1 protein-coding gene and 1 pseudogene are annotated in these 3230 nt (G+C 35.6%); both read right to left on the minus strand.

The features are described from left to right. Window positions 1–156 precede the first annotated feature (156 nt). Window positions 157–1128: a hypothetical protein gene (locus AFK68_RS44210; protein ID WP_371357233.1), complete on the minus strand. Its 972-nt coding sequence runs from the start codon at window positions 1126–1128 to the stop codon at window positions 157–159. Between the two features lie 302 nt (window positions 1129–1430). Further along, a pseudogene (locus tag AFK68_RS44215) lies at window positions 1431–3034 on the minus strand (glucosidase); the annotation flags it as partial. Window positions 3035–3230 lie beyond the last annotated feature (196 nt).

Genomic DNA, 3230 nt, shown 5'->3' on the forward strand with positions numbered 1-3230 from the left:
ACACCCTACTGGACTATCAACCTACTTTCATACCTGAATTCAGTCCTGCGGTGCGTTACGCTTCACTAACGCACCCTACTGGACGTATTACTCCCTAAGCTTGAATATTAGTGGTTTGCTAACCAAACCCCCTACAAAAATAAACCACCAACAAAACTAAATTTCACAACTATACTCACTCCGTTGCTGAATCAATTTCGCCACCAAACCAGTCCAACCAGTCTGATGACTAGCACCTAAACCGGCACCATTATCGCCATGAAAATATTCATAAAACAGAATTAAATCTTGCCAGTTAGGGTCATTTTGGAATATTTCCGTATTTCCATAAACTGGACGTTTTCCATTTTCATCTTTGAGGAAAATTTTAATTAGTCTCGCTTCAATTTCTAATGATACTTCCCACAAATTCATCATTTGACCTGAACCTGTCGGACATTCTACCCGGAAATCTTCACCTAAATAGTTATGAAATCTTTGTAGAGATTCTATCATTAAATGATTGATTGGAAACCAGATCGGACCTCGCCAATTAGAGTTTCCTCCAAACATTCCACTGGTAGATTCGGCAGGTTCATAATCAACTCTATATTCCTCATCATTAGCATGAAAAATATAAGGATTTTCGGCGTGGAAACGAGATAAAGAACGAATACCATAATCGCTGAAAAATTCATTTTCATCTAACATTTTTTCGAGGATAATTTTCAGCCTTTCCGGACTAACAATTGCTAGTAAACGTTCGGAATCAATACCGCAAGCTTCCATACAAGCAATATTAGCACTAAGGTCGATTCTATTTGCCATAAACCAGTTTATTCTTTTCTGGAATTTAGGTAATTTTTTCAAAGTTTCTGAGTCAATAATTGCTACGGCAAATAATGGAATTAATCCTACTATAGAACGAACTTTTAGGTGTACATCTTCTTTGTCTGGTTGATGTAAAACATCATAATAAAAATTATCTGTTTCATCCCAAAGTTGAGTACCATCTGAACCTAAATGATTCATGGCATCTACAATGTAGAGAAAATGCTCAAAAAATTTACAGGCAATATCTTCATAAACATCATTTTCTAGGGCAAGTTCGAGAGAAATTCTTAACATATCTAAGCAGAACATTGCCATCCAACTTGTACCGTCTGATTGTTCAATATGACCTCCAGTTGGTAGTTCGGAACTTCGGTCAAATACTCCAATATTATCTAATCCTAAAAAGCCTCCTTCAAAAACATTATTTCCCTCAACATCTTTCTGATTTACCCACCAAGTAAAATTGAGTAAAAGCTTTTGAAATACTCTTTCAAGAAACTTTCTATCTTGACGACCATAAACTTCTTTTTCTATCTGATAAACTCGCCAAGTTCCCCAAGCATGAACGGGGGGATTTACATCACTAAAATTCCATTCATAAGCTGGTAATTGACCGNCCTTCAAAAACATTATTTCCCTCAACATCTTTCTGATTTACCCACCAAGTAAAATTGAGTAAAAGCTTTTGAAATACTCTTTCAAGAAACTTTCTATCTTGACGACCATAAACTTCTTTTTCTATCTGATAAACTCGCCAAGTTCCCCAAGCATGAACGGGGGGATTTACATCACTAAAATTCCATTCATAAGCTGGTAATTGACCGTTGGGGTGCATATACCATTCCCTAGTAATTAGGTCTAATTGACGTTTAGCAAAACCAGGGTCAATTATTGCTAAAGGTATGGTATGAAAGGCTAAATCCCAAACAGCGTACCAAGGATATTCCCATTTATCGGGCATGGAAATTATATCATCATTAAATAGATGAATCCATCCATAATTTCTAATATTTTTCCGATTTTCTGATACTTGTGGTTGAGTAGAATCGCCTTTGAGCCAATCTTCTACAATATAATGATAATATTGTTTTGTCCACAATAATCCGGCAAAGGCTTGACGCTGAATATTTCGCCATTCATCTTTCATTTTACAGGGAGAAAGACGCTGATAAAATTCATCTGCTTCTGCAATTCTAGTTTGAAAAATATTGTCGAATTTTGTGTCGAATGGTTGTCTAATTTCTGGAGAGTTAGCAAGTCTTAATTTGATGGTTTTAGTTTCACCTGCTCCTAGTTCGAGAATGTAATGTGGTGCAAATTTTGTGCCGTACATATTAGGATTAATGGCATCTTTTTGACCGTTGACTAAATAATTATTGATGCCGTCTTTGACATAAGCAGATGTATTTTTTTCTCCAGATAACCTTTGTTTATTTGTTTCGTTTTCCGTAAAAAAAAGTTCCATAGTTTCAGGAAAATACAGCCACCTTTTGCCTAAAGTGGGATGGTTTGCTTCGATGAGACCAGGATTAATTTTCTTGAGGATAGGTTTGTTTGATTTTTCATTCCAAGACCAAGTATTTCTAAACCAAAGAGTCGGTAATAAGTGTAATATCTTAGTTTCTGAAGCCAAATTATTTACTGTAATTTTAATCAGAATATCTTCTGCTGTAGCTTTAGCATATTCAACAAAGACATCAAAATAACGATTTTCGGCAAATACTCCTGTTTCGAGTAATTCATATTCCAAAGATTTACGATCGCGCTGTTGATTTTCTGTTAATAATTCAGCATAAGGAAAAGCACTTTGCGGATATTTATACAGAGCTTTCATGTAACTATGACTAGGAGTATTATCTAAATAGAAATAATATTCTTTGACATCTTCCCCATGATTTCCTTGACTTCCTGTTAAACCAAAAAGTCGTTCTTTTAGCATAGAGTCTTCCCCATTCCAGAGAGCGATCGCGAAACACAGTCGTTGATGATTATCCGAAATACCACAAAGACCATCTTCTCCCCATCTATAAGCACGATAATGAGATTGTTCGTGGGAAAAGTAATCCCAGGCGGAACCATCTTCACTATAGTCTTCGCGTACTGTTCCCCATTGTCTCTCGCTTAAATAGGGTCCCCAACGTCTCCAGTATTCTTCATGTTTAAAATCTGCTTCTAATCTTTGTTCTTCTGGAGTTAGAATGTTATTGTTTTGAGTATTCATAATAATTGATACTTTAGAATAGTTTGGAATCTCAATTTACTCTAATTGTTCTCAAATATCTGTAACAGAACTATCTTTTCTGTGTTAATTTTTTTCGGCAAAGTTTTAAGAAGGAAGAAGGAAGAAGGAAGAAGGAAGAAGGAAGAAAGAAGAAGTTTTGTAGTCATAAAGTGAAAACCGCTATAAATTTGATGGC

The organism is Hydrocoleum sp. CS-953, from assembly GCF_002260545.1.
Lineage (GTDB): Bacteria > Cyanobacteriota > Cyanobacteriia > Cyanobacteriales > Microcoleaceae > Trichodesmium.